At 51.7% G+C, this 23727-nt stretch carries 20 protein-coding genes, 1 pseudogene and 1 riboswitch; of the genes and pseudogenes, 2 read left to right on the plus strand and 19 right to left on the minus strand.

Going from position 1 to position 23727, the window contains the following annotated elements; genetic code table 11:
- The first annotated feature begins 22 nt into the window (after window positions 1-22).
- Both ABGT54_RS12515 and murF read left to right on the plus strand, forming a co-directional pair.
- Window positions 23-1087 carry a D-alanine--D-alanine ligase gene (locus tag ABGT54_RS12515; RefSeq protein WP_346664381.1) on the plus strand — a complete coding sequence of 355 codons (1065 nt, stop codon included), beginning with the start codon at window positions 23-25 and terminating at the stop codon, window positions 1085-1087.
- A gap of 29 nt (window positions 1088-1116) precedes the next feature.
- The gene (gene murF, locus ABGT54_RS12520; protein WP_346664382.1) at window positions 1117-2487 is read left to right on the plus strand and encodes a UDP-N-acetylmuramoyl-tripeptide--D-alanyl-D-alanine ligase; all 1371 of its coding nucleotides are present in this window, start codon (window positions 1117-1119) and stop codon (window positions 2485-2487) included.
- Between the two features lie 64 nt (window positions 2488-2551).
- On the opposite strand, the gene ABGT54_RS12525 is transcribed toward murF, so the two are convergent.
- The 19 genes and pseudogenes from ABGT54_RS12525 to ABGT54_RS12615 form a co-directional block, all read right to left on the minus strand.
- The gene (locus tag ABGT54_RS12525; RefSeq protein ID WP_346664383.1) at window positions 2552-3604 is read right to left on the minus strand and encodes an NAD(P)-dependent alcohol dehydrogenase; all 1053 of its coding nucleotides are present in this window, start codon (window positions 3602-3604) and stop codon (window positions 2552-2554) included.
- A 74-nt stretch (window positions 3605-3678) separates the two neighbouring features.
- Window positions 3679-5157: a xylulokinase gene (xylB, locus tag ABGT54_RS12530; protein ID WP_346664384.1), complete on the minus strand. Its 1479-nt coding sequence runs from the start codon at window positions 5155-5157 to the stop codon at window positions 3679-3681.
- Window positions 5158-5169: 12 nt separating this feature from the next.
- Window positions 5170-6246 (minus strand): GntR family transcriptional regulator, encoded by a 1077-nt coding sequence (locus ABGT54_RS12535; protein WP_346664385.1) that lies wholly within the window; start codon window positions 6244-6246, stop codon window positions 5170-5172.
- A 127-nt stretch (window positions 6247-6373) separates the two neighbouring features.
- The gene (locus ABGT54_RS12540; protein WP_346664386.1) at window positions 6374-7063 is read right to left on the minus strand and encodes a response regulator transcription factor; all 690 of its coding nucleotides are present in this window, start codon (window positions 7061-7063) and stop codon (window positions 6374-6376) included.
- Window positions 7056-8552 carry a HAMP domain-containing sensor histidine kinase gene (locus ABGT54_RS12545; protein ID WP_346664387.1) on the minus strand — a complete coding sequence of 499 codons (1497 nt, stop codon included), beginning with the start codon at window positions 8550-8552 and terminating at the stop codon, window positions 7056-7058. The genes ABGT54_RS12540 and ABGT54_RS12545 overlap by 8 nt, the downstream gene beginning before the upstream one ends.
- 79 nt (window positions 8553-8631) lie before the next feature.
- A complete protein-coding gene (gene metK / locus ABGT54_RS12550) occupies window positions 8632-9819 on the minus strand; it encodes a methionine adenosyltransferase (RefSeq protein ID WP_346664388.1) in 1188 nt (395 codons plus the stop codon).
- Between the two features lie 175 nt (window positions 9820-9994).
- Window positions 9995-10095: riboswitch (SAM riboswitch) on the minus strand.
- A gap of 146 nt (window positions 10096-10241) precedes the next feature.
- Window positions 10242-11486, minus strand: coding sequence for an MFS transporter (locus ABGT54_RS12555; protein WP_346664389.1), 1245 nt, complete (start codon window positions 11484-11486; stop codon window positions 10242-10244).
- A gap of 77 nt (window positions 11487-11563) precedes the next feature.
- On the minus strand, window positions 11564-12856 hold the full coding sequence (locus ABGT54_RS12560; RefSeq protein WP_346664390.1) for a UDP-N-acetylglucosamine 1-carboxyvinyltransferase: 1293 nt from the start codon (window positions 12854-12856) through the stop codon (window positions 11564-11566).
- 116 nt (window positions 12857-12972) lie between these two features.
- A complete protein-coding gene (locus ABGT54_RS12565) occupies window positions 12973-13500 on the minus strand; it encodes a shikimate kinase (RefSeq protein WP_346664391.1) in 528 nt (175 codons plus the stop codon).
- Between the two features lie 84 nt (window positions 13501-13584).
- Entirely contained in the window at window positions 13585-13941 is a 357-nt protein-coding gene (locus ABGT54_RS12570) for a hypothetical protein (protein ID WP_346664392.1), read from the minus strand.
- A gap of 190 nt (window positions 13942-14131) precedes the next feature.
- Window positions 14132-15157, minus strand: a complete 1026-nt coding sequence (locus tag ABGT54_RS12575) for a PD-(D/E)XK nuclease family transposase (RefSeq protein WP_346664393.1) — start codon at window positions 15155-15157, stop codon at window positions 14132-14134.
- A 203-nt stretch (window positions 15158-15360) separates the two neighbouring features.
- Window positions 15361-16020 (minus strand): V-type ATP synthase subunit D, encoded by a 660-nt coding sequence (locus ABGT54_RS12580; protein ID WP_204908202.1) that lies wholly within the window; start codon window positions 16018-16020, stop codon window positions 15361-15363.
- A gap of 71 nt (window positions 16021-16091) precedes the next feature.
- The gene (locus ABGT54_RS12585; RefSeq protein WP_346664394.1) at window positions 16092-17465 is read right to left on the minus strand and encodes a V-type ATP synthase subunit B; all 1374 of its coding nucleotides are present in this window, start codon (window positions 17463-17465) and stop codon (window positions 16092-16094) included.
- Between the two features lie 2 nt (window positions 17466-17467).
- Window positions 17468-19237 (minus strand): V-type ATP synthase subunit A, encoded by a 1770-nt coding sequence (locus ABGT54_RS12590; RefSeq protein WP_346664395.1) that lies wholly within the window; start codon window positions 19235-19237, stop codon window positions 17468-17470.
- Between the two features lie 24 nt (window positions 19238-19261).
- A complete protein-coding gene (locus tag ABGT54_RS12595; RefSeq protein ID WP_346664396.1) occupies window positions 19262-19579 on the minus strand; it encodes a V-type ATP synthase subunit F in 318 nt (105 codons plus the stop codon).
- Window positions 19572-20540 (minus strand): V-type ATPase subunit, encoded by a 969-nt coding sequence (locus ABGT54_RS12600; protein ID WP_346664397.1) that lies wholly within the window; start codon window positions 20538-20540, stop codon window positions 19572-19574. Before ABGT54_RS12600 ends, ABGT54_RS12595 begins: the two co-directional genes overlap by 8 nt.
- An 18-nt stretch (window positions 20541-20558) precedes the next feature.
- Window positions 20559-21158: a V-type ATP synthase subunit E gene (locus ABGT54_RS12605; RefSeq protein ID WP_346664398.1), complete on the minus strand. Its 600-nt coding sequence runs from the start codon at window positions 21156-21158 to the stop codon at window positions 20559-20561.
- Between the two features lie 50 nt (window positions 21159-21208).
- Complete coding sequence (locus tag ABGT54_RS12610; RefSeq protein ID WP_204908196.1) at window positions 21209-21694, minus strand: V-type ATP synthase subunit K; 486 nt, start codon at window positions 21692-21694, stop codon at window positions 21209-21211.
- A pseudogene (locus tag ABGT54_RS12615) lies at window positions 21691-23711 on the minus strand (V-type ATP synthase subunit I). The gene ABGT54_RS12610 and the pseudogene ABGT54_RS12615 overlap by 4 nt, the downstream one beginning before the upstream one ends.
- Window positions 23712-23727: the final 16 nt, after the last annotated feature.

A 23727-nucleotide genomic window follows, 5' to 3' on the forward strand; every position in this document is an offset into this window, starting at 1 on the left:
GAGATTTGGAGGAGACTTATTTATGAGAATCATTGTACTTGCAGGCGGCTTAAGCCCGGAAAGAGACGTATCTTTATCTTCCGGAGCCGGTATCTGTAAAACACTGCGGGAAAATGGCCACAAGGCTTTCCTGCTTGACATTTATTTTGGACTTCCCTACGATCCGGAAAAGCTTGAGGAGGTTTTTGACCTTCCGGGCGCCGGTCTTGAGATTGCCGAGGGCATCAAGACCACCATGCCGGACCTGGAAGCTCTGAAACTCTCGAGGCCCGACCAGTCGGACTGTTCTTTTGGCCCCAATGTGATCGAACTGTGCCGCATGGCCGACATCACCTTTATGGCTCTTCATGGTTCCATCGGTGAAAACGGCAAGATCCAGGCCACTTTTGACGTGCTGGGGATCCGTTACACCGGACCCAATTCCCTGGGCTGCTCTTTGTCCATGAACAAGCTGGTGGCCAAACAGATCTTCAAGATGTCCGGCGTACCTACCCCCCGCGGAACTTCTCTGACGAAGCTTACCAAAGATACGCCGCTTGACGCCCTTGGCTATTATCTGCCTCTGGTGATCAAGCCCTGTTCCAGCGGATCCAGCATCGGCGTCTACATCGTCCACACAGAAGAAGAGTACAAGGAGGCGATCCGCCGCTCTTTTGATGAGGACGGGCAGGACGAGGTTGTAATCGAGCCTTATATCAAGGGCCGGGAGTATGCCTGCGGCGTCTTAAGAGGCAAGGCCCTTCCTCTGGTGGAGATCATTCCAAAAGACGGGTTTTTTGACTATGAGAATAAATACCAGGACGGAGGCGCCAGAGAGATCTGTCCGCCGGTATCCCTGGACGCAGACACGCAGAAAGCAATGCAGCAAGCGGGAGAACAGGCTTTTGAAGCGCTCCGGATGGACGTTTACGCCCGTGCAGACTTTATCGTGGACGAGACGGACGGGCGGTTCTACTGCCTGGAGGTAAACGGCCTGCCTGGCATGACCCCCGCAAGCCTCCTTCCCAAGGCTGCTGCGGCCGCTGGCCTGGATTACGGCAGTCTCTGCGAACAGATCATAGAAGAATCCATCCGGGCCCGCTATTAACGCCCGGTGTTTGAAAGGAATTACCAGACATGAAGAATCTTACATTGGAAAATATCACTCAGGCATGCCGCGGTGTTTACCGCGGCGACGCTGCTTTTCTGTCTGAGGAAGTTACCGGGGTTGTCATTGACAGCCGGAAAGTGGAAAAAGGAAATTTATTCGTAGCCATTGACGGCGAGCGTTTCAATGCTCACCGTTTTATTCCCGATACGATTGAAAAAGGAGCGTTGTGCGTGGTCTCCCACGAAGACCTGGGAGAGACAGACTTCCCCTACATCCTGGTGGAATCCACCGGGCAGGCTCTTCTGGATATCGCCAAGCTCTACCGGGACTCCTTTGACCTTAAGGTCGTAGGCATTACCGGAAGCGTCGGCAAGACCAGCACCAAAGAAATGATCGCATCGGTGCTTTCCCAGAAATACAAGACCCACAAAACCCTGGGTAATTTTAATAATGAATGGGGACTCCCCCTTACGATCTTCCAGCTTAACGAGGAGCACGAGGCCGCAGTCCTGGAAATGGGCGTCAATCATTTTGGCGAGATGCGCCGTCTCTCTTCTGTTGCCAGCCCGGACGTCTGTGTAATCACCAATATCGGCGTGGCTCACCTGGAGTTTTTTAAGACCAGAGAAGGCATCCTGCAGGAAAAATCCCAGATGATCCAGGACATGAAGGCCGGAGGCTCCATTCTGTTAAACGGTGACGATGACCTGCTCTCCCGGATGGGACCGGTAAAAGGTGTAACGCCTGTCTTTTTCGGCACCGGCGACAATTGTCAGTTCCGGGCCGATAACATTCAGGCTCTCGGGCTGCGTGGAACCGCCTGCACCATCCATCTGCCGGACGGTTCTTTCTTTGCCTGCGTGGTACCGCTTCCCGGCGCGCACATGATCTCCAACGCGCTGGCCGGCGCGGCTGCCGGCTACACGCTGGGACTTACCCCGGAGGAGATCAAGGCGGGCATAGAGGGGCTTCCTTCCATTCCCGGCCGGGGCAATATCATCCGCACCAGCCATCTGATGATCCTGGACGACTGCTACAACGCCAACCCTATCTCCACCCGGGCAGCCATTGACGTGCTGGACATGGCCATCGGACGCAAGGTCGCCGTCCTTGGCGATATGGGCGAACTGGGAACGGACACAGACACGCTTCACCGGGAAGTGGGCGCGTACTGTGCGGAAAAAGGGGTAGATGTTGTCTGCGCCATCGGTTCCCTCGCCAGACATCTGGCAGAGGGCGCAGCCGCTAATCCACAGACCGAGGTGCACTGGTTTGAGACCAGGGATGATTTCCTGGATTCCATGAAAGACATCCTGGCAGAGGGAGACAATGTCCTGGTAAAAGCCTCCCACGGAATGAACTTCCCGGAACTGGTGGAAGCGCTTCAGCAGTTCTGATTTTTATAACGCAAACGGGGACGGGGGATTTTTAAAAATCCCCCGTCCCCGTTTGCGTTATTTTTTAATCTTCTGCAATCTTGATCACGGCTTTTACAATATCTGCTTTGTCATGGATGCTGTGATCCATGGCTTCCTGCGCCTGATCCAGTGTAAAGATATCGGTAACAATGCCTTTTAAGTTTACCTTGCCCTTTGCCACGGCGTCAATCGCCAGCGGGTAGATATGACGATACCGGAATACGGTCTTGAAGGTCAGCTCTTTGTCCAGAGCCAGGCTCATGGGAAGCGTCATCTCACCGCTCTTGCTGTAGCCTACCAGTACGATCGTGGAGCCCTTCTTTGCCGCGTGGATCGCCTGTACTGTGGTGGGCTGAGATCCTGCGGTCTCTACGATCAGATCCGCTCCCAGTCCTCCGGTCAGCTCTTTGATCTTCGCTACCACGTCTTCTTTTCCGCCATTGATCACGCCGGTAGCGCCAAGTTCCATGGCCTTTTCCAGACGCTTGTCCATCAGGTCTACCACATATACCTCGGATACGCCTCTTGCTTTCAGCGCCATCATGGACACCAGGCCGATACAGCCTGCGCCCATTACCACTGCTTTCTGTCCCAGATGCGCGTCTCCCTGGATAGCCGCGTGGAATCCGACAGCCAGAGGCTCGATCAGGGCGCCCTCCAGGGTGCTTACATTATCCGGAAGCTTGAAACAAAGGGCCGCTTCGTGAGCCACATACTCCTGAAATACACCGTCCACCGGCGGGGTCGCAAAGAAGATCACATCCGGGCAGAGATTATACTTGCCTTCTTTACAGAATTCACATTTTCCGCAGGTCTTGCCCGGCTCCAGAGCTACGCGGTCGCCTACTTTTAAGTGGGTAACATTCTCTCCCACTTCCACAACCGTACCGCCCGGCTCATGTCCCAGTACGAACGGCGGTTCTACCACATAATCTCCGATGGCTCCGGTCTCATAATAGTGCATGTCGGATCCGCAGATTCCCACATACTCCAGCTTTACCAGCACTTCGTCCGCTGCCGGCTTCGGGATGTCCCGCTCTTCAAATCCCATCTTGCCAATGCCGGTCATGACTGCTACTTTCATTTTTCCTTCCATAGAATCCAAACCTCCTGCCACTTTATTAAGGTGTTTAAAAAACTTTCTATGGCTATTATAATGCAAAATCTCTGTTAAAACAATGCCTTATTTGCAAAATATATTTCTTTGAAGCGCTGAAATTCTTCTTCGTATTTTTTTACATTTTCCGGGATGGGTTCTGTCACCTCCGGACTTAGATGCACCATCCGGGCGCAGGCTTCTTCGTAATCTTTGTAATAACCGCTTCCCACTGCCGCCGTCATAGCCGCGCCGATGCTGGCCTGCTCTTTTCCCTGATTGATATAAATGGGGCAGTCATACATATCTGCCTGGATCTGCCGGAAAAGCGGGCTCTTTGCCCCGCCTCCCGCCGCAATGATCCGGTCGCCTCTGATCCCCAGGGAACGAAAGATCGCATAGGATTCTTTCATGCTGTATACGATCCCCTCCATGGTGCTGCGGATCATGTGCCGCTTGTCATGGCGCAGGGTCATGCCCAGATACACCGCCCTGGCATTCGGGTCGTTGTGGGGCGTCCGCTCTCCGTTCAGATAAGGCAGGAAGAGAAGCCCTTCGCTGCCGGCGGGGACTTCCGAAGCAAGGGCAGTCATGGCATCAAAACTCTCCATGCCGAGGATATTGTTTTTCAGCCACTTCAAGGCTACACCGCCGCTTAAATGGGCGCCCATAATGCTCCAGAGATCTTCTCTTCCATGGCACCAGGTATTGGTCCGAAGCAGCGGGTCGTAGGTAGGCGCGTTCAGGGCGCAGGTCAGATGGCAGGCCGTACCGATGGTGGACGCCATAAGGCCTTCCCGGATCATGCCATTTCCCAGCTCCATCATCAGGGAATCCCCGCCGCCAAAGGCCACAAAGGTTCCCTCTTTCAGCCCGGTCTGTTCCGCACATTCCTTTGTCACGGTTCCGGCCTTCTCGTAAGACTCGTGGCTCTCCACCAGATACTCTGCCGGGATATCCAGCTTCTTTAATATATCAAAGGCCCAGGTCCGCTTCTTCATATCCCACATACCGGTACTGCAGGCGTCCGAAGCATCCGTGCCCAGTTCCCCGCAGATCCGGTAACGGATGTAGTCTTTGGGAAGCATCACCTTGTAAATCTTTTCATAACGTGCAGGCTCTTTTTCCCGCACCCAGACAAGAGACGGCAGGAGAAATCCGGTGCTTAACCTGTTTTCAAACACTTTTGCGAATGTCTCTTCCGGCACGGTCTCATAGATATGCCGGATCTGTTCTTCGCTTCTTTGATCTGCCCAGATGATGGCGTTGCCCAGAGGCCTTATGTCTTTGTCTGTCATCACCAGGCCGTGCATCTGACCGGAAAATCCGATCCCCCGGATCTGTTCCTTTAGCTCCGGCTTTCCGGCAAGCATCTTCCGGATCGCAAGGACCGTGGCCTCCCAGAGCTGCTCCATGTCCTGCTCTGCCCGGTTAAGCGCCGGTTTCCTGATGTCATATTCACACTGTCCGGCAGACACCGCGTTTCCCTCCGGGTCCACTGCCACTGCGCGCACACTGGATGTGCCAAGATCAATTCCTGCAAAATATTCCATTTTTTTCACCCTCTATGATTGTTCCTTTCCCTGTCCTTTGCGTTCCCCGTTCCTGTGATACCTTCCTTTTACAGGAACGACCCCGGCCTTCCATCCGCTTTTCTCTGTGCTCTGACGTTCCAGACACCGGTAGATCTCACAGGCGGCTGTTTCCAGATCCTGGCTGTAAACGGCTGCCGGACATCGCTGTGCCCCTTCAAATTCATCGATGGACGCCAGGCGGATTTTCTGTTCTCCGCCGGTTTTCTTCTGTTCTCTGCCCCAGATCACTTCCGCCGTCTGTCCGGCCAGTTCTCCGGTCCCGCACAGGATCAGGGCGTCTGTCAGGTCCTTTGCCAGTCGCCGGATCTCTTCTCTCGAAGCGTCGTCCATCTGCCGGTTCCTCTTCCAGGGCACATGAATGACCTGCCCCTGCGGGCAGAGCCTTAGAAATGCTTCCTCCCGCTTTCGGATGTTGGCAATGGCAAGATTGTCCCAGCCTACATACAGATACTGGCCATACCCTCTTTCTTCTTTCTTTAGCAGGGTTTCCACCGCGTCCTCATTGTCCACAAAAACACTGTCTGCATAAGGGCCTGCCGCGTCGGTGTCAAAGAATACCAGGTTCATGCCAATACTGCGAAGGCGCAGCAGCTTTTCCTGATCCACGCCGCGGTCGTCCGGCCAGACCACAGCGCTGCGGATATTTTTGGTATACAGCCGGTAGAGGCAGTCCTCCAAAGAGGTGTTCTCCGGCGCTTCCACATACAAAAGCAGTGCGTCGTGCTCCCAGACGCACTGCTGAAATTCTGCGATAAAGCGCGCAAAAAAAGGATTTCTGGACGGCGCCGCCAGGGCGATCACATCCGGCAGTGTCTCATTGCCGTAATTGTTCAGCGTTACGATGGTTCCATTTCCCACTTCCCGGAGGATCAGGCCCTCCGCCTCCAGAAGTTCCAGCGCCTTACGCACTGTGATCCTGCTGACCTTATAATCCTCCGACAGCTGACGCTCGGAAGGGATCTTTTCCCCGTTCCGGAAGATTCCTTTATAGATCTGCCGGCAGATCTGATTTTTCAGTTCCATATAGCGAAGCTCTGCAGTCTCCATTTGTCTTCCTCCTGTTTTTCTATTGGTATTGTATCATAATACCAATTGGAAGTCAAAATAAACTTGCAGCATTTTTTGCAGCCGGTGGTTTTCAGCCGCCGGCTGCAAAAAACAGGCTCTGCAGTCTTTACACCTTAAATCGGTATCCCACTCCCCAGATTGTCTCAATATACTGGGGGTTGGACGTATCCATCTCTATTTTCTCCCGGATCTTTTTAATGTGTACCGTTACCGTAGCGATATCGCCGATGGATTCCATATCCCAGATCTCCCGGAACAGCTCTTCTTTGGTGTACACATGGTTAGGATGCCCCGCCAGGAAGGTCAGAAGATCAAATTCCTTGGTGGTAAAGGTCTTCTCTTCCCCGTTGACCCAGACTCTTCTGGCCGTGGTGTCGATCTTCAGCCCACGGATCTCGATGACTTTATTGACTTCTCTTGCGCTTCCCGTCAGCCGGTCATACCGGGCCAGATGGGCTTTTACTCTGGCTACCAGCTCGCTGGGGCTGAAGGGTTTTGTCATGTAGTCGTCCGCCCCAAGGCCCAGCCCCCGGATCTTATCAATATCGTCTTTTTTCGCAGACACCATGATGATCGGTGTATCTTTTTCGCTTCGGATCTGGCGGCAGATGTCAAATCCGTCCACACCCGGCAGCATCAGATCCAGAATGTATAGATCAAAGTCCTCCTCCATGGCTCTTTTAAGACCAGTCTCTCCGTCTGTGGCTACTTCTACCTGAAATCCGCTCAGCTCCAGATAATCTTTTTCCAGATCAGCGATCGTTTCTTCATCTTCTACAATCAGTATTTTACTCATAAATCGGCACCTCCTGATATTTTCTAAGGACAAAATACATGGTAGTTCCGGTCTCTTCCCGGCTGGTGGCCCAGATCTTTCCTCCATGCTCTTCAATGATCTTTTTTACAATGGACAGCCCGATCCCGCTGCCCCCTTTAGAGGAGTTTCTGGACGCGTCGCTCCGGTAAAAGCGGTCAAAGATATTGGGCAGATCTTTTGCCGCGATTCCTTTCCCGTTATCCTCCAGCTCCACCTGGACAAAGTCTCCTACGTCTTTGACCCGCAGATTGATCTTGGCTCTTGGCTTGTCCATATATTTCAGTGAATTGTTGACAATGTTATGGATCACCCGCTTGATCTGCTCCGCATCGGCGATTACTTTTACATCTTTTTCTACATAGTTAAAATAATCAAACTCTACATTTTTGGCTTCCAGCTCCAGAGACAGATCTTCCGCGCAGTCTTCAAAATAGTCGTTGACTGACAGGGTATTGAAGTTATAGGGAATACGGTTGGTATCGATCTTGGAGTAAAAGGTCAGCTCGTTGATCAGGGTATTCATTTCGTCGGCTTTATTGTAGATCGTCCGGACATATTTCTGCATCTTTTCCGGCGTGTCCGCCACCCCGTCCATGATCCCTTCCGCATAGCCTTTGATCGCTGTCACCGGCGTCTTTAAGTCATGGGAAATGTTGCTGATCAGTTCTTTGCTTTCTTTGTCGTAGCGAAGCTTTTCTTCCACATTATCCCGCAGGCGCACCCGCATTTCCTCCAGGTCCTGTGCCAGTCTTCCCATCTCGTCGTCCGCCACGGGACGGATCTCAAAATCCAGGTTGCCTTCCTTGATGTTTTTTGCCGCCAGCTGCATTTTCTGCAGCGGCTGCATCACCGACCTGTAGACCCAGTAGGTTAAGGCGCAGGCCGTCAGGATCAGGATGAATACGATACATACGCCGATATCCACCACCAGTTCTTTTAGCTCCGGAATCATTTCCCGGACGTCTGATACGATGAATGCGCTGCCCTCTTCTCCGTCCGGATATCTGAAATCCACCTGTTTTACCAGGGCCTGGGCATCGCCGCCCAGATAGATCCCGTTTTCCGAAGTGGTCTCGGCCCCGCCGTATCCGGGCAGTTCCCGGATCACGCTGTCGGAGCTGTCCATGTCCGCGCCCACATAGATCATGGTATAGCCTTTGCGGACCAGAAGATAGGCATTTTTCCCTTTGAGCATCTGGTTGAACTCTCCGAGGGCTGTGGCGTCCTCCATGGCTCCCGGCGTACTCCGGGCCATATCCTGCAGCTGATGATAAGATTCTTCCGTCATGGTAGAAATGGTCTGCATGGAGTTGGAGAGGCTCTCCACTGTCGTCCCGCTGATCTGATAGGTCTTCTCTATGGTACTGATCTGATAGCTTCCCAGAAGAAAGATAAAGGTAGTCCCCAGAAATATGGGAAGCAAAAGTACCGTTAAAAAAGCGATGATCAATTTTGTCTTCAGCTTCATAAAATCATTCCTCCGACAAAAGTATAGCACGAAAAAGGGCGCTCCTTAAACAAAGCGCCCATAAATTTTTATAAAGTTTTTATAAATATTTTTTCAGTATATCCACTTTATCCAGTCTTTCCCAGGGGAGATCTGTGTCTGTACGCCCGAAGTGGCCGTAGGCGGCTGTCTGCTTGTAGATCGGTCTTCGCAGATCCAGCATTTTGATGATCCCTGCCGGGCGAAGGTCGAAGTTCTCCCGGATGATCTCTACCAGTTTCTGGTCGCTGACTTTGCCGGTGCCGAAGGTATCTACCATGATCGAGGTGGGGTGCGCCACTCCGATCGCGTAGGAGAGCTGGATCTCGCATTTCTTTGCAAGCCCTGCCGCTACGATATTTTTGGCCACATATCTGGCCGCATAGGCTGCGGAACGGTCTACCTTGGTGCAGTCTTTTCCGGAAAATGCGCCGCCGCCGTGACGGGCCATGCCGCCGTAGGTGTCTACGATCAGCTTCCGGCCGGTGAGGCCGCTGTCGCCGTGGGGGCCGCCGATGACAAAGCGTCCGGTGGGGTTGATAAAGTATTTGGTGTCCGCGTCTGTCATGCCTTCCGGGATCACCGCGTCAAAGACATATTTCTTAATGTCCTCTCGGATCGTCTCCTGGCTTACTTCCGGATTGTGCTGGGTGGACAGGACCACCGCGTCCAGGCGGAAGGGAACGCCGTTTTCATCATATTCTACCGTAACCTGTGTCTTGCCGTCGGGTCTTAAATAGGGCAGTGTGCCGTCTTTGCGGACTTCTGTCAGTCTGCGGGCCAGCTTGTGAGCCAGAGCGATGGGATAGGGCATATATTCCGGTGTTTCGTCGGAAGCGTAGCCAAACATCATTCCCTGGTCTCCCGCTCCAATGGCGTCAAGATCTGCATCGGACATTTTTTCTTCTTTTGCTTCCAGCGCCTTATCCACGCCAAGGGCGATATCTGCGGACTGCTCGTCAATGGCTGTGATCACGCCGCAGGTATCTGCGTCAAATCCGAATTTTCCTCTGGTATATCCGATCTCCCGGACAGTGTCGCGCACGATTTTCTGGATATCTACATAGGCGTTGGTGGTAATCTCTCCCATGACCATTACCAGGCCGGTGGTGGTGCAGGTCTCGCAGGCCACGCGGCTCATGGGGTCCTGCTCCATCAGCGCGTCCAGGATCGCGTCCGAAATCTGGTCGCACATTTTATCCGGATGTCCTTCGGTTACTGATTCTGAAGTAAATAAGCGTCTCTCCATGTTTTTTCTCCTTTTCTTCTCTTCCAGCATCCTTTCTCCAGGTGAGGAGGGTCTTTGCAGCCGCCGGGGGAATGAAAGCCCGGGGGACTTAAGGGCCCTCCCGGTCTTAGGCCCGGCGCTACCACAAAAAAACAGCCCGCATAAGCGGACTGTTTTATATGTTCATAAATCAATCCTCTTATTGTTCGATTGCTCGCTCAGGTTGGCACCTTCCCGCCATGCGGGGGTTGCCGCAGCTTCACAGATCCTTTGTATCTCCACTGCTCTGAATAAGAGAAAGTCTGCAATATGTGATTTTAGGTACGCATAAGACTCTACACCGTTTCTGCTCTCTTGTCAAGAGGATTTTCCAGACTGCCTCTTTCTTCCGCCTTTTCGCTCTGACTTTCCCGCCTGCTTTTGCTCCGCCTCTTCGCCGGTTTTTAGTCCAGTTTTTTTGTGGCCGCTATACCGGCTACGCAGCAAACGCCTGCAACCAACAGCGCCCTCTCCTGACCAAATGCCTCCAGCAGCACCGGGCAGAGTACGGAAGCAATCCCATAGCCAATCATGACGGCTCCAAAATTGCTTCCCTGATGCTTCATGCCGAAATAATCCGACACCATCACCGGAAATACACTGACGACGCCGCCATAGACCAAGCAGATTGCCGAGCACAGCGCTGCGAAGGCCGGTCCGGCCGCTGCCATCAGCCCAAAAGAAGCTCCTGTAGCGATTACAAACAGCCCGTATACCACCGGTTTTCTGCCGATTCTGTCCGACAGCCAGGGAGCAGCCACCCGGCCAATGATATTGGCCACAGAGGCGGCTGTTACGCCTGCAAGTGCCTGCATGGCAGTGAGGCCTCTTTCAAGTCCCAGAGACATCATCAGCGGATTGACCAGCGCGTAGGACGGCACGGCCAGCGCCATGGCAAGGCTTAGCCAGTAGTAGCGGCCGGTCCTCATCATTTCCGCCGCCGTATACTGGCGCTGATATGTCCCCTGCCCTGCCAGGGTCCCTTTTCCAGGCTGCTGCGCTGTGGCCGCCTGTTCCTGCAGTTCTTCCGGCGCCTCCTTCCCAGGCTGCGCGCTGGCTGCCCGTTCCTGCAGTTCTTCCGGCGCTTCCTTAAGAAACCACGTCCCCAGGCAGAGGACTGCATAGATGACCGTCACCACCAGCATCGCAAAATGAAATCCTTTTGCCGCAAGGATCCTGTCGCACAGCGGATTCATGATCACTCCCGAAACACCGATCACGCCGATGGTAATGCCTGTCACCATTCCCCGCTTATCCGGAAACCATCCCTGCGGGATCGCCACCAGCATGCTAAAGGCGCAGCCGGAGCCAAGCCCGCCCAGGGCGCCATAGCCAAGCGTCACCAGCCAGGGCGCGTCCGTCGGCGCCAGCGCAGCCAGCAAAAAACCCAGACACATCAGACAGCTGCCCGCCCAGACCGTTTTTTTCGCTCCGATCTTATGCTGCAGCCAGCCGCCGATCATATTGCCAAACGCAAAAATACCGATGATTACCGTAAACGGCAGACTGGATGCAGCCGCCGACACACCGAACTCCCTCTGCATATATGGCTGGAATACCGTCCAGATATAGGGATTCCCGTGAACAAAATTTACAGCCGAAGCCATAACTAAAATAAAATATCGATTACTTTTCCACTCTTTCCACATAGGTTATCCACATTTTCAACATTTCTCCAAATTGGGGACGGGGGATTTCTGAAAATCCCCCGTCCCCAATTTGGTAATTATCCCACTTTTAATTTAAATTTCTGCATTTCTTTTTCTGAGGATACTTTTTCGATCATGCCGCCCAGTGAGCGGAGTTTTTCTTCAAATCTTTCATATCCTCTCTGGATATAGACGATGTCGTCTACGATGGTGTATCCTTCTGCCGCCAGCCCTGCGATGCAAAGCGCCGCTCCGGCGCGCAGATCCGGCGCGCTGACTCTTGCGCCTGTGAATCCTGTTACGCCTTCTATGGTGGCGGAATTTCCTTCGATCTTGCTGACTGCTCCCATCCTTGCCAGTTCGTCCAGATACTTGAATCTGTTTTCAAAGATACTTTCTGTGATGATACTTGTCCCTTTGCACAGCGCCAGCGTTACGCCGATCTGCGGCTGCATATCCGTCGGGAATCCGGGATAAGGAAGGGTCTTTACATGGGTGCTTCTTAAGTTGCCTTTGGATACTACGCGCACTGCGTCGTCAAATTCCTCTACTTCGCATCCGATCTCTACCAGTTTGGCGATCGTTGCCTCCAGATGTTTCGGGATGACGTTGAGTACGGTTACATCTCCTCTGGTTGCCGCCGCTGCAAACATGAAGGTTCCAGCCTCGATCTGATCCGGAATGACGGAATATTCGGTTCCGTGAAGCTTCTGTACGCCGCGGATCTTGATCACGTCAGTTCCGGCGCCCCGGATATTGGCGCCCATGCTGTTAAGGAAGTTCGCCACATCCACCACATGCGGCTCTTTCGCCACATTTTCCAGGATAGTCAGCCCTTCTGCCATGGCTGCCGTCATCATTACATTAATGGTAGCGCCTACACTTACCACGTCAAAATAAATGTGTCTTCCAATCAGACGGTCTGCCTCTGTCATGATCTTGCCGTGCTCGATCTCCACGTCCGCGCCCAGAGCGCGAAATCCTTTGATGTGCTGATCGATCGGGCGGCTTCCGATATTACATCCTCCCGGAAGCGCCACATCCGCACGTTTGTATTTGCCAAGAAGCGCGCCCAGCAGATAATAAGAAGCGCGAATTTTCTTGATATAATCATATTCAATGGAAACATCATGGATATGCTTCCCGTTAATCTTTACCGTATGTCTGTCGACCCTGTGAACCATTGCGCCGATCCCCTCGATCGCGTCCAGCAAAACATTGATGTCATTTACATCCGGGAGATTATCGATCAGCACAGTATCGTCTGTCATGATCGCTGCTGAAAGGATCGCAAGCGCGGCATTTTTTGCTCCGCCGATCTCCACTTCTCCCACCAGCGGATGTCCGCCTTTAATGATATACTGCTCCATAACACACCTCAAAATATCTATTCTGTCTTTCTCTCATATCAAAATTCTTTTTTACATATTCTTCAATATTATAGCATAGAATCGGGAAATGTAAAATATTTTTTATAATTTGTAACTTATTTGTAATATTTGCAAGGAAGTTCATCCATTTTTTGTACTGCGTCCAGTACCGCCTCTATCGTCTCATCCAGACCTTTTCCATCCTCACAGATCGTAAGATCCGCATACTTTTCAAAAAGCTTTACCCGCTCCTCATAAAGTTCCAGAAGAGACTGTCCTTCCCGCAGTACAACACCGCGGTTTTTTGCATGATGGAGCCTGTTACTTATTGTCTCGTAAGAAGCCTGCAAATATACCACTGTCCCGATTTCCTTATAATGGCGCATCGCGTTTTCGCAGTATACTACGCTCCCGCCGGGGGCGATAACCGCATGGTCCGCCTCCAGTTCTGCGTTGATCCGGTCTTCCACCTCCAGAAATCCGGATCTGCCCCGTTCCCGGATGATTTCTTTCAGAAGCTTTCCTTCTTTTTCCTGGATCAGAATATCCACGTCTATAAAATGATAGCCCAGCCGCTTTGCCGTCACTACTCCCACCGTGCTTTTTCCCGCAGCGGGCATGCCGATAAATATAAGATTCTTCACGGAATTTTCTCCTTTCGCTTTCCGTATTTTAACACATCCGAAAGCAGCTGTCAGCGAAAAATCTGATTTCCTGCAAATCTCATCTTAGAAAAATCTTCTGTGCCCGCTTCGGTATTCCGCTCTCCTCTTTAAGATCTCCTGGCAGGTCATGACCTTTATAAGGTCCGCCATCCAGGCTCCCGGCCTCTCCTCCTCTTCTGCCGCCTTATCAAAAATTCTCCTGCACAGAAGCCGAAACTGCAGCGGATCCGGATATTCGTCATAGATCACGCTCCCGGCGTACATAAGCCGGTCGCATTCTTCTTCCACATATGGCGTCAGCCGTTTTGCCGCGTCCGGATATAATGTTTTCATATACTCCAGATCCCTCCTCATCTGTCTTTCCTCCTCGAAAAACACCGGCATCGGATAAACCATGTAGTAGGGAAGTTTCTGTTCCATGGCGCACACTCCTTAAAATCAGTATCTGTATTATTATATGCAGCGGATCTTTTTTTGCTGCTTTTCTCTGTGCTTATCCTCTCTGACATCCGAACTGTTTCGTCAAATACAGACCCGCAGCGATTCCTGCCCCGCACACAAAAATCCTACACAGGCCTTCTGCCCGTGCAGGATTTCTTTTCATATCTATTTATCTCTTCCCATTTTCGGGAACTTCTTCATATGCTGCCAGTTTCTTTTTAAGCTCTGCAATTTCTCGTTCCTGCTCGGAAATCTTTTTATCCTTCCGGACAGATTCTTCCTCCCGCTCTTTCTTTAATGCGTCGATCTCCTCCTGCATTTCATCGATCATCAGCTGTACGGTATTCCGGTCCAGTTCACGTAACTCCTCCGAAAACATCCCCATCACCCTTTCCACATTTCGGCAAAGCTCATAGATTTCCCGGTAATACTTCTCAAATCCCGGATACTGGTCAAGTAATGTTTCTATAGTTTCCGGATCATCTACACTTAGGAATGTGAGCCATGCATCCAGCTTATTTCTGATACTATTATTGTGCAAAAGTTCCCGAAAGATGTCAAGACTGACAAAACAAAATTCCTGTAAAAGTTCCAGCTTTACGCCCGTATCAGATACCTGCGTAAAACGATGGATACAATTCTTTTTGTCTTCCCGCAATTCTTTCGGACTCTTTTCAAAAAACACAATTGTATATACTCTCTGAATATCCCGATAGCTAAATGCTCTTCCTCTTTCTCCCCGTACGCGTTTATACTGACGCAGGAGAAGATCTGCTGAATAGCAGGCGCTTCTTTGACCCGAAAATTTATAACCAATCTTTTGCACTTCCACGTTCGCAATACTATGATCCTCCAGTTCTACCACAATATCCATAATAACCAGAGAACTTTCATCCGCAATCCGCGTAGAGTCATTGGGAAGTACCTGTAAAATTTTCACCTGCTGCCCCAGGATCAATGACAATAATTCATTCAGCCGCTCCGGGGCATTTTCCGGACTTAATATTTCTTTGAAAAATGAATCATATAAGATTCTAACCCCTTTGTTTCCAGAACAAAACTCCAGAAATTCTTTCTGCTGCTCCATGTCCCAACTTTGAAACAGTTCTTCCAACCGCAGATTTTCCCTGATGATAAGACGTATTTCCTCTTTTGAACGAATCATTGGAAAATGAGATTTGAGAGATTTCTTCATAGACGGACTCCTCCTTTTAGAAATGTAGAATTGAAAAAAGAATATAAGAATTTTAGATCCGGCCTTCACCGGCTAGATAGCTATAGACTATCATAATTGCAAAAGAAAAACAACTCGGATTCTTTCTGCTTTTTAGCAAAAAACACGGCAGCCTTCCCTTAAAAAGGTGAGGCTGCCGCGCTCTTTTTTCTTTATCTGCTTTCTTAAGCTCTTTCGCTGTAGTGATGAGCTTCCTCCAGCATCATATCTTTTACTTTCATCAGACGGATCTGGGAACTTCTCTCGTTCTCATCCAGCTTCATCGTGATATATTTTATGGTCTCCTGTGCTTCCGGAATGATCACATGCTCCAGCGCGTTTACACGGCGTCTGGTCTTTTCGATCTCCGCCGCCATCAGCTGGCACGCTTTCTCCCGCTCTGCAAGCTTCAGCATATCCGGCAGGATGTCTGCCAGGGATTTCACCGCCCCATCCAGGTCGCTGGATGTAAAAGCAAAACCATAAGAGTAAATATCATTGGCGTCCGCTGTCCTGGTCTTTGTCTCGAACGCAGGGATGTTGACGCTCATAACATTTCTCTTGTCTACATTTAAGCTTACTTCCTGCTTGGGCGCCATCAGGGCCGTATTCAGAGTTGCCTCGTCCATTCCGGCCTTTGCGATGACAAAATTCTTATTTGCAGAGAGGATTCCGGCTTCTACCTTTTCACGGAGCTCCATATTCTCCCGTGCCATATCCAGGAACTGGCGCATCAGCTCGTCACGCTTATCCTTCAGAAGCTTGTGGCCTCTTCTGGCGGTGGCAAGTTTCTTCTTGGTCTTAGTCAGTTCCATACGGGTAGGAGTGATCTGCGTAGATGCCATATATCTGCCTCCTTTTCATACTACGCCATGCCCCGGCTCGATTCCGCTTCCGCTTCATCTCGCTGCATGGCTTACTGTTTACCGTAGTACATATCTAAGAACTTATCATCGATACGTTTCAGCTCGGATCTTGGCAGGATGGACAGAAGCTTCCAGCCGATCTCCAGTGTCTCTTCAATGGACCGGTCGGTGTTGTAGCCCTGGTTGACATATTCTTTCTCGAATGCATCCGCAAACTGGGCGTAGATCAGGTCGATCTCTGTCAGCGCCGCCTCTCCTAAGATGGTCATCAGTTCCTTCGCGTCTTTACCACGGGAGTATGCCGCGAACAACTGGTTCATGGTGTTGGAGTGGTCTGCTCTTGTCTTTCCTTCGCCGATACCTTTATCTTTCAGACGGGAAAGGGACGGCAGTACGTCGATCGGCGGCTGCAGGCCCTTGCGGTACAGGTCACGGCTTAAGATTACCTGACCCTCTGTGATATATCCGGTAAGGTCCGGGATCGGATGGGTCTTGTCATCTTCCGGCATGGTCAGGATCGGGATCATGGTGATGCTTCCGATCTTTCCTCTCTGACGGCCTGCGCGCTCATACATCTGAGCCAGGTCGGTGTACATGTATCCAGGATATCCACGTCGTCCAGGCACCTCTTTCTTTGCCGCAGAGATCTCACGGAGAGCGTCCGCGTAGTTTGTGATATCGGTCAGGATAACCAGTACGTGCATGTCTTTTTCAAACGCCAGGTATTCTGCCGCCGTCAGCGCCATACGGGGCGTGGAGATACGCTCTACCGCCGGGTCATTTGCCAGGTTGACAAACAATACGGTACGGTCGATGGCTCCAGTCTCCTTAAAGGATTCTACGAAGAAGTTGGACTCTTCAAAGGTAATACCCATTGCAGCGAATACAACGGCAAAGTTCTCGTCTTTTCCGCGCACCTTGGCCTGTCTTGCGATCTGGGCCGCCAGCTGATTGTGGGGCAGACCGGAACAGGAGAAGATCGGCAGTTTCTGTCCACGTACCAGTGTGTTCAGTCCGTCGATAGCGGACACGCCGGTCTGGATAAACTCGGACGGGTATACCCGGGCCGCCGGGTTCATAGGCAGACCGTTGATATCCCTTCTCTCTTCCGGAAGGATCTCCGGACCATCGTCAATGGGGCGTCCCAGTCCGTCAAAGACACGACCCAGCATATCGCCGGATACGCCAAGCTCCATACTCCGGCCCAGGAAACGCACCTTACTGTTGCTTAAGTTAATACCTGCGGCGTTTTCGTAGAGCTGAACAACTACATTATCGCCGTCTACTTCCAGCACTTTGCAGCGGCGTTTCTCGCCATTTGCAAGCTCGATCTCGCCCAGCTCGTCAAAGGCTACGCCTTCTACACCTTTTACCATCATCAGCGGTCCGGCAACTTCCTGTATGGTTCTATATTCCTTTGGCATAATTAGAAGTCCTCCTTCCCGAATGCACCTGCAATCTCTGTGCTTAATTCATTCATGATCTTTTCATACTCGTCCTCGATATTTGCCACCTCGGTGTATTTGTAACGGCCGATCTTTTCTCTGACCGCCATACCCAGGAGGACTTTCATGGACGCGCCTTTATTTAATGCCTCCATGGACTGCTCATAGAAGGCAAGCACCAGCTTCATCATCAGATACTGTTTCCGCAGGGGCGTATAGGTATCTACTTCATGGAAGGAGTTCTGGTGCAGGAAGTCCTCACGGATGGATCTTGCAGCTTCCATCTTCAGACGGTCCTGCGGAGACAGGGCGTCCATGCCAACCATCTGCACGATCTCTTCCAACTCTGCCTCGTCCTGCAGAAGGCTCATCATCTTCTGACGGTCTTCCATCCAGTCTGGCGCCACCTGGCTGTTGAACCAGCCGCTGACATTGTCCAGATACAGAGAATAACTGGTCAGCCAGTTAATAGCCGGGAAATGTCTCTTGTACGCCAGGTTGGAATCCAGTCCCCAGAATACCTTTACAATACGAAGGGTTGCCTGGGATACCGGCTCTGAGGTGTCACCACCCGGAGGAGATACGGCTCCGATTACGGACAGGGATCCTTCTCTTCCTTCTTTCCCAAGGGAAATTACATGTCCGGCCCGCTCATAGAATTCCGCCAGACGGGAGCCCAGGTATGCAGGATAACCTTCTTCACCTGGCATCTCTTCCAGACGTCCGGACATCTCACGAAGGGCCTCTGCCCACCGGGAAGTGGAATCTGCCATCAGGGCTACGGAGTAACCCATGTCACGGAAATATTCTGCAATCGTGATACCGGTATAAATGGACGCCTCACGGGCTGCAAACGGCATGTCTGACGTGTTGGCGATCAGCACCGTCCGCTCCATCAAAGAACGTCCGGTCTTCGGGTCTTTCAGTTCCGGGAACTCGTTCAGAACGTCGGTCATCTCATTTCCACGCTCGCCGCATCCAATGTAGACAACGATGTCAGCCTCAGCCCATTTTGCCAGCTGATGCTGGATAACTGTCTTCCCGCTTCCGAATGGTCCGGGAACTGCGGCAACACCCCCCTTTGCAATGGGGAAGAAAGTGTCAACCACGCGCTGTCCCGTTACCAGAGGCATATCCAGAGGCAGCTTCTTTACATAGGGGCGTCCCCTTCTTACCGGCCACTTCTGTACCATGGTCAGTTCTTTGTCGCCGTCTTTTGTTTCAATCACGGCGATCACTTCTTCTACCGTATGCTCTCCGGAAGCAATCTCTTTGACGGTACCTTCCACGCCGTAGGGAACCATGATCTTCTGCTGTACAACAGCAGTTTCCTGAACAGTTCCCAGCACGTCTCCGGGCTCTACCTGATCTCCCACTTTTGCAACCGGGACAAATTCCCATTTCTTATCTCTTTTCAGGGCGGCAACCTCCACGCCTCTTTGCAGGTTGTTGCCGGAAATCTTCATAATATCGTCAAGGGGCCTCTGAATCCCGTCGTAGATACTGGAAATCAGGCCAGGCCCAAGTTCTACCGACATGGGCGCTCCCGTAGATTCTACCGGCTCGCCGGGTCCAAGGCCCGAGGTTTCCTCGTATACCTGGATGGACGCTTCATCTCCGTGCATCTCGATGATCTCTCCGATCAGACGCTGCTTGCTTACACGCACCACGTCGGACATGTTGGCGTCCCGCATGCCGGAAGCGATGACCAGCGGTCCCGCTACTTTTTTAATCGTACCTATGCTACTCATAATGGACGAATCACCTCTACTTTCTTAGTTACTGAATAAGATATCGGAGCCCACTGCCTGCTCCACGGACTTCTTGACTCCACGGACGCCATCGCCGGTGTTCCCGGATATTCCCGGGATCTGGATGATGGCCGGGAGCAGCTGATCCTGATACCTTGCAATCTCATGTTTTATCTCTGCTGCCAGCGCTTCCGTGATATAGATGATCCCATATCCCTTTGCTGCCAGCACATGTAATCGTTCTCCGGCTTCCTCATGGGTCGTTACAGGAAATGTATCCAGGCCCAGTGCGGCAAAGCCGTAGATGCTGTCATAATCGCCGATCACTGCAATCTTATACATACATCTCCCTTACCCTTTCTCGGATCGAATCCTCCGGTAAGTCGTTCTGTTTGCCGGAAAGAATGATTCGTACCGTTTTAATTTCATTTTGCCTGGCAATTACATAGGCGATCACAGGGCCTATGGTAAATGCCTGATATTTCTGCGGGCTGATGGTCTGAATGATCCGGTTGTCGCACCATCTCTCAAATGCCGACGGAGACTCCGCCAGCGCTTCCGCACCTTCTGCATAGGCTGTTCCCTGCAGATAATCGCGGATAGCGTCCATGCCGGCAAGCGCAGCTTTGGAGAGCTGGTCTACATTTACACTGTCGCATTCTGCCATGGCCCGTTTCATAAACTCCATTGACTTCGCGGTCTTCTGTGAACGAACGGCTATCTTGATATCCGCCACGCCTACTGTGGATTCCGCATAATCACGGATGATCGCGGCATCCGATTCCTTACCGGCTTCATAGATGGCGTCAAGCGCCGCCCGGTCAATGATACAATCGCACAACTGTCCGTCCCCGGTATGAAGAAGCGACTCATAGGCTTCCTCTGCCGCATGCTGCATATATGCGGGGAGCTTTCCGAAGTCTTTTTCTTCTATGATCCCGCGCATCACACTTCCCGGAACCGCCACATCCTCATAATAAATATGCCGGTTCTTGTCCTGTGTGCATACCTCCTTAATTGCGGCCTTCAGATTATGGAAAAGCTTGGGATAAGAAAGAACTGCAAAATTCTCCATATCGATGTGCAGATCTTTGACCACTTCCCAGATCTTCTCCTCTTCTCTGGTCAGGATCGCCTCAGCGCTGCCGGAGCTTTCTGTGTCTCCCCAGCCCTTTTCCTCCAGAAACTGCAGGCACTGCCCGTAATCCTGGCAGGCGATCAGCTGATCAATGGTGCTGTTTGAAAACAGTCCGACTTCCAGGGCCCGTATGCGCGCAACCGCGTAGGTATATTGTTCACTCATTTTATTCCTCCCATCTGGTTACGCCTGTGAAAATATCAACCGATGCACGATGTCGGACAGCTCGTCTTTCTTTGCATCAAACATGGCATTGATCGTACAGTTTTCCTCGATCCCGCCATAGATCAGAACAAATCCGTTCTCAATATTTCTGCCTTCTCCGGACAGCGTAAGGCTTCCGCCCTTTTCTTCTGCAATTCTGGAAACCTGATCCCGAAATCCTTCCGGCATTCTCTTAAGATCCGCCGGCGAAACACAGATCTCTCCGTCCTGTGGCAGCGCATATTTCTCAACCATCTTAAGGAGCATGGAGAAATATTCCTCCGGCTCCATGGCCTTTACTTTTTCATATGCTTTCCCGAGCACTTCGGCGATCACTTCCTGCTTGGCAGAAAGAATCCGGGTCCTCTTCTGAAGATCCATGGAGGATTCCAGCCGCTCATGGTAATTTGCCACATCAGTTTCTGACTTCCGTAAGATGGCTTCCGCCTGCTTTGCAGCCTCTTCACCGGCAGCGCGGATCATCTCGTCCGCCTGGCGGCGCGCCTCGGCGATCTTGCTCTCGGCGGCTGCTTTCGCTTCGTCCAGGATCTGACTTTTCATTTTTTCTATTCCAGTCATAAATCCTTGCACTCCTTTTCTTGATTTCTGTTTTCTGTTTCCTGTCGCAATTAGATCTGGATTGCTGTTACTGCCAGAATAGAGATCAGAAGAGAAAGGATCGCGTAGGTCTCAACCATCGCCGGGAACAGCATGGCTTTACCAAACTGATCCGGTTTCTTTGCGATGATACCGATGGCTGCTGCGGAACACTGTCCCTGGGATTTTCCGGAGATCAGTCCTACGATGCCTACCGGGAGACATGCTGCCAGGACAAGAAGTCCGGTTTCCGGCGTCAGGTCTGCCGCGCCGCCTCCGAGAAGGCCGATCTTGGAAAGAGTGATAAATCCTACCAGAAGTCCGTAAATACCCTGGGTACCGGGCAGAAGCTGCATTACCAGTACCTTGGCAAATTTACTGGGGTCTTCGGTTACAACGCCGGAGGCCGCCTGACCGGCGATCCCTACGCCAAGCGCGGATCCTGCGCCTGCAAGAAATACTGCTGCAGCCGCGCCAAGAAGTGCATAAACAAGTCCTAAATTCTCCCATATACTCATGATAAACTTTCCTCCTTAATATCTACATATTTTGTATCTGTCTCGAACGGTTCAAAGGGCCGTCCGCCGCCTTCATAGAATTTTCCGAAAAATTCCACAAACTGGAGACGATTGGTGTGTACATATGCCCCCAGAAGGTTGATCGCAAGGTTCATCAGATGTCCTACCACAAAGACCAGCGCAAACAGGATGGCTCCGATCACGCCGCCTCCGAACATGCTTCCCATCTGGTTGACTACGGATGCGATAACTCCGGTCGCAAGGCCAAGGGCCAGAAGACGGGAGTAAGACAACACGTCGCTTAACCATCCGGTGATGTTGTAAATGTCGTAGGCTCCCAGCGCGATCCGAAGCACCGGATTTTTGCTGGACCGGCCGCTCATCAGGAGAAGTCCGACCGCTCCGATGATGGCCAGCACCTTCGCCAGTGTGTTAAGAGCCGGCGGGAATACCACCGTCATCTGTGCGATAGATGCGAAGATGTCTGATGGAATCAGCATCAGGATCAGGCCGATCAGGAAAATGTACCACAGGACTACGTCACAGAAGAAATCCAGATACTGTTTATCCTTAATCTGCATATATCCCTTGATCCCAAGGCCCACAAACAGATGGACCAGACCAAACGCCATGGAATAGATCAGAAGCTTCATCGGGTTGTTCAGAGGCGCGAACCACAGCGGCGGCACCGTTACTTCTACGCCGAAGAAGGTTCTTCCGATCACGTCCACCGCATCGCCGAAATATCCGGAGAATAAGATTCCCCATACGATGGTGGATAATCCGCAGAAGAAAAACAGCTTCAACGACTTGTGCATGCTGGCGCTCATCCGCGGATATTTTTTCAGTGCTACGAAACAGGCGATGGCTACGATCGCTCCATACGCCGCATCCGACAACATCATGCCAAAGAAAAATACATAGAAGAATGACATAATGGTGGTCGGGTCAAACTCGCCTTTGTGGGGAAGTCCGTATGCCTCCAGAACGCCTTCCACACTGGAAGAAAATGCGTTGTTCTGAAGGACTGTGGGCGGCTCTTCGTCATCTCTTAGCTCATCGATATCGATCACGCAGTCGAAGTGGTCTCCGATGGCTTTTTCCACGGCCGGCGCGGCTTTCTTCGGGATATACCCGCTGATCACAAATGTTCTCTGGGACTGTGGCAAGGTTCCAAGCACCTCGTATTTTCTTGCACGCATCCGGAAATAGTCGCCGACGATCTTAAGCTCCTCCCTCTCCTTTGCACAGGAGCGGATCTCTTCCTCCGTTTCACTGATCCTTTTATTCAGTTGTTCGATACTCTCCTTTAGCTCTGCCGTCTTTTTTGCCGGCACAGCATCCGTCACCTGAGACGGCTTTGCGAATCCTGCGGCTCTTAAGGCGTCTTCTACGGCGCCCGCGTCTTTTTTCAGGCACAGAACCGCCAGATATGTGGCGTCCTGATCGCTGTAGATGACCGAAACATCCACCCCTTCTGTCTGGGGCAGCCTTCGGCGATCTTTTCATAGACTGTGGCCAGATCTGTCGCTCCCGGCATGGTTCCAAGTAGCATCTGTGTCTTCCCTGTGCCTTGAAAGTTCATGGGAACATCCAGCGGCATCCACGGGACCAGCGCTTCAATCTGGTTCTCCAGCCTGGTGATCTCCGCCCGGTGTTCTGCGATCTCTTTACTGCAGGCCACCAGACGATCGGCTGTCTTAAGGATCTCATCTTTTCTTGCCGTGACAGAAGCGAACCGGTCGGCTTCTACCAGGGCTTTGCCTTCCAGCCCGGCGAACATGGACTTCTTTTCCGGCGCATACATATCCAGGATATCCAGCGCGTTATCGGAAAGCAACGCTTTCTTTTCAAACCGCTGTCTTGCGCCGAAGGTGTCCATCTTCTCAAAGCCTTCTTCCTCTTCCGCTACCTGGTTCATCTCTATGACGCCCATAGACTGTATTTTTTCCAGGATTGCCTTACGATCTTTTTTCAGCGCGCAGATACTAATTCTTTGCATCTGCAAAACTGCCATAGCCTCATCCCTCCTT

It is taken from the genome of uncultured Merdimonas sp., from assembly GCF_963929015.1.
Classification (GTDB): Bacteria; Bacillota; Clostridia; order Lachnospirales; family Lachnospiraceae; genus Merdimonas.

What these genes read in the sequence shown, in the direction of transcription:
- ABGT54_RS12515 (WP_346664381.1), top strand. Translation starts at nt 23, where the DNA reads ATGAGAATCATTGTACTTGCAGGCGGCTTAAGCCCGGAAAGAGACGTA.
- murF (WP_346664382.1), top strand. Translation starts at nt 1,117, where the DNA reads ATGAAGAATCTTACATTGGAAAATATCACTCAGGCATGCCGCGGTGTT.
- ABGT54_RS12525 (WP_346664383.1), bottom strand. Translation starts at nt 3,604, where the DNA reads ATGGAAGGAAAAATGAAAGTAGCAGTCATGACCGGCATTGGCAAGATG.
- xylB (WP_346664384.1), bottom strand. Translation starts at nt 5,157, where the DNA reads ATGGAATATTTTGCAGGAATTGATCTTGGCACATCCAGTGTGCGCGCA.
- ABGT54_RS12535 (WP_346664385.1), bottom strand. Translation starts at nt 6,246, where the DNA reads ATGGAGACTGCAGAGCTTCGCTATATGGAACTGAAAAATCAGATCTGC.
- ABGT54_RS12540 (WP_346664386.1), bottom strand. Translation starts at nt 7,063, where the DNA reads ATGAGTAAAATACTGATTGTAGAAGATGAAGAAACGATCGCTGATCTG.
- ABGT54_RS12545 (WP_346664387.1), bottom strand. Translation starts at nt 8,552, where the DNA reads ATGAAGCTGAAGACAAAATTGATCATCGCTTTTTTAACGGTACTTTTG.
- metK (WP_346664388.1), bottom strand. Translation starts at nt 9,819, where the DNA reads ATGGAGAGACGCTTATTTACTTCAGAATCAGTAACCGAAGGACATCCG.
- ABGT54_RS12555 (WP_346664389.1), bottom strand. Translation starts at nt 11,486, where the DNA reads ATGTGGAAAGAGTGGAAAAGTAATCGATATTTTATTTTAGTTATGGCT.
- ABGT54_RS12560 (WP_346664390.1), bottom strand. Translation starts at nt 12,856, where the DNA reads ATGGAGCAGTATATCATTAAAGGCGGACATCCGCTGGTGGGAGAAGTG.
- ABGT54_RS12570 (WP_346664392.1), bottom strand. Translation starts at nt 13,941, where the DNA reads ATGGAACAGAAACTTCCCTACTACATGGTTTATCCGATGCCGGTGTTT.
- ABGT54_RS12575 (WP_346664393.1), bottom strand. Translation starts at nt 15,157, where the DNA reads ATGAAGAAATCTCTCAAATCTCATTTTCCAATGATTCGTTCAAAAGAG.
- ABGT54_RS12580 (WP_204908202.1), bottom strand. Translation starts at nt 16,020, where the DNA reads ATGGCATCTACGCAGATCACTCCTACCCGTATGGAACTGACTAAGACC.
- ABGT54_RS12585 (WP_346664394.1), bottom strand. Translation starts at nt 17,465, where the DNA reads ATGCCAAAGGAATATAGAACCATACAGGAAGTTGCCGGACCGCTGATG.
- ABGT54_RS12590 (WP_346664395.1), bottom strand. Translation starts at nt 19,237, where the DNA reads ATGAGTAGCATAGGTACGATTAAAAAAGTAGCGGGACCGCTGGTCATC.
- ABGT54_RS12595 (WP_346664396.1), bottom strand. Translation starts at nt 19,579, where the DNA reads ATGTATAAGATTGCAGTGATCGGCGATTATGACAGCATCTACGGCTTT.
- ABGT54_RS12600 (WP_346664397.1), bottom strand. Translation starts at nt 20,540, where the DNA reads ATGAGTGAACAATATACCTACGCGGTTGCGCGCATACGGGCCCTGGAA.
- ABGT54_RS12605 (WP_346664398.1), bottom strand. Translation starts at nt 21,158, where the DNA reads ATGACTGGAATAGAAAAAATGAAAAGTCAGATCCTGGACGAAGCGAAA.
- ABGT54_RS12610 (WP_204908196.1), bottom strand. Translation starts at nt 21,694, where the DNA reads ATGAGTATATGGGAGAATTTAGGACTTGTTTATGCACTTCTTGGCGCG.